This is a genomic window from Roseicyclus sp., assembly GCF_052168335.1.
Taxonomy (GTDB): domain Bacteria; phylum Pseudomonadota; class Alphaproteobacteria; order Rhodobacterales; family Rhodobacteraceae; genus Roseibacterium.
On sequence record NZ_JBQLZP010000551.1, the window covers coordinates 1 to 2,681 of the forward strand.

The 2,681-nt window shown below is 65.1% G+C and carries 2 protein-coding genes; both read left to right on the plus strand.

What is annotated here, in order from left to right:
* Positions 1-224 precede the first annotated feature (224 nt).
* On the plus strand, positions 225-2,186 hold the full coding sequence (gene parE, locus ACTS11_RS16760; RefSeq protein WP_442641439.1) for a DNA topoisomerase IV subunit B: 1,962 nt from the start codon (positions 225-227) through the stop codon (positions 2,184-2,186).
* Positions 2,183-2,650: a hypothetical protein gene (locus ACTS11_RS16765; RefSeq protein WP_442641440.1), complete on the plus strand. Its 468-nt coding sequence runs from the start codon at positions 2,183-2,185 to the stop codon at positions 2,648-2,650. The genes parE and ACTS11_RS16765 overlap by 4 nt, the downstream gene beginning before the upstream one ends.
* Positions 2,651-2,681 lie beyond the last annotated feature (31 nt).

Below are 2,681 nucleotides of genomic sequence, written 5' to 3' on the forward strand. Positions count from 1 at the left end.
CGGGCGAGGCCTCGGCCTCCATGGCGATATCCTTCACGGGCAGCTCCCCTTTCGTTGGTTTTCCGCACAGACCCGTGGAGTCTGGCACAGATCGCCGCACCCTACCTTGAGACATGTCAATAAACCGTCACGACGCCCCGGATGCTCCTCGGACGCGCCGGACTTTCGCGCGGCCCCCAAACCTGCCATATTCCCGCGAACGCCACACAAGATAGAGCAGCGCCATGGCAGACGATCTCCTTTCAGGGCACGATGCCCCGCAGGGCTACGACGCCTCCTCGATCGAGGTCCTCGAGGGGCTCGAGCCTGTCCGCAAGCGACCGGGCATGTATATCGGCGGCACCGACGAGCGGGCGCTGCACCACCTCGTGGCCGAGATCCTCGACAACTCGATGGACGAGGCCGTGGCCGGTCACGCCAACCGCATCGAGGTGGAGCTTCACGCCGACCACGCCATCACCATCCGCGACAACGGCCGCGGGATGCCGGTGGACGAGCACCCGAAATTCCCCGGCAAGTCCGCGCTCGAGGTGATCCTCTGCACGCTGCACGCGGGCGGCAAGTTCTCGGGCAAGGCCTACCAGACGAGCGGCGGTCTCCACGGCGTCGGCGCCTCGGTCGTCAACGCGCTGTCCGATCACCTGCGCGTCGAGGTCGCGCGCAACCGCGAGCTCTTCGTGCAGGAGTTCTCGCGCGGCGTCCCGCAGGGTCCGGTGCGCTCGGAGGGCGCCGTCTCGAACCGGCGCGGCACGACCGTCACCTTCCACGCCGACGAGGAGATCTTCGGCCACCACCGCTTCCGGCCCGCGCGCCTGTTCAAGATGGTGCGCTCCAAGGCCTACCTCTTCTCGGGCGTCGAGATCCGCTGGAAATCCGCCGTCGAGGACGGCGAGACGCCGACCGAGGCGACCTTCCACTTTCCCGGCGGCCTCGCCGACTACCTCTCCGAAACGATGGGCAGCTCCGCCACCTACACCGACGCGCCCTTCGCGGGGCGGGTCGAGTTCCAGTCCCGCTTCCAGGTGCCGGGCTCGGTCGAATGGGCGATCACCTGGACGCCGGCGCGCGACGGCTTCATCCAGTCCTACTGCAACACCGTGCCCACCCCCGAGGGCGGCACGCACGAGGCCGGGTTCTGGGCCGCGATCCTGAAGGGCATCCGCGGCTACGGCGAGCTTGCGGGCAACCGCAAGGCGGCCAACATCACGCGCGAGGACATCCTCGGCGGCGGCTGCGCGCTGGTGTCCTGCTTCATCGCCGAGCCCGAGTTCGTCGGCCAGACCAAGGACCGCCTCGCGACCTCCGACGCCGCGCGCTGGGTCGAGGGGGCGGTGCGCGACCACTTCGACAACTGGCTCGCCAACAACACGAAAGCCGCGGGCGCGATCCTCGACTTCCTCGTCCTGCGCGCGGAGGAGCGTCTGCGCCGCCGCGCCGAGAAGGAGACGGCGCGCAAGTCCGCGACCAAGAAGCTGCGCCTGCCCGGCAAGCTCGTGGACTGCTCGCGCTCCGCCCGCGAGGGGACCGAGCTCTTCATCGTCGAGGGCGACAGCGCGGGCGGCTCGGCCAAGATGGCGCGGGACCGCAACACGCAGGCGCTCCTGCCGCTCCGGGGCAAGATCCTGAACGTGCTGGGCGCGGCCTCCTCCAAGCTCGGCCAGAACCAGGAGATCTCCGACCTCTGCCAGGCGCTCGGCGTCGGCATGGGGACGAAGTTCAACATCGAGGACCTCCGCTACGACAAGGTCATCATCATGACCGACGCGGACGTCGACGGCGCGCACATCGCCTCGCTCCTGATGACGTTCTTCTTCACGCAGATGCGGCCGATGATCGACAAGGGGCACCTCTACCTCGCCTGCCCGCCGCTCTTCCGCCTGACGCAAGGCGCGCGCCGCGTCTACTGCCTCGACGAGGCCGAGAAGGAGGCCTGGCTGCGCAAGGGGATCGGCGGCAAGGGCAAGATCGACGTCTCCCGCTTCAAGGGGCTGGGCGAGATGGACGCCAAGGACCTGAAGGAAACCACCATGGACCCCGCCTCGCGCAAGCTGATCCGGGTGTCCGTCGACGAGGACGCGCCGGGCGAGACCGGCGACCTGGTGGAGCGCCTCATGGGCAAGAAGCCGGAACTGCGGTTCCAGTACATCCAGGAGAACGCGAGGTTCGTGGAGGAGTTGGATGTGTGAGCTTTGAGGCCGTTCATTGGACAGAATGGCTGAGCGCGCTCGGCCCGGCAATTATAGCGGCAATAGTCGCATTCATTGCCTATCGGCAATGGCGGCTAGCTCAAGAAACGCTACGCGAAAAGCTATTCGATAGGCGCTTGGCCCTCTTCAAGGATGTGCATCTCATTACATCCGAGCTCCTTCAGATTGGAGACCCGGAGCGGACGGCCGTTTATCGACTTCAAGCAGCGTGGCAAACTTCCAAGTTTCTATTTGGGCCCGAGATATCTGATTACATTCAAAAACTAATCGACTCCGTTATTGAGCTTCAATCACTTGAGGCAGAATATGAAGCCTCTTCCGCAAATGGTGATTTTGAGAGAATCAGGCAAGCGCTTGCTTCAAAGAAGGTTTGGCTCTTCGCGCAACCAAGCCGGATGTTCGAAGTCTTTGCACCGTATCTCCAATTCACGATGAAGCAATAATTCACACACGACGGACCCGCGCCCGCTCTCA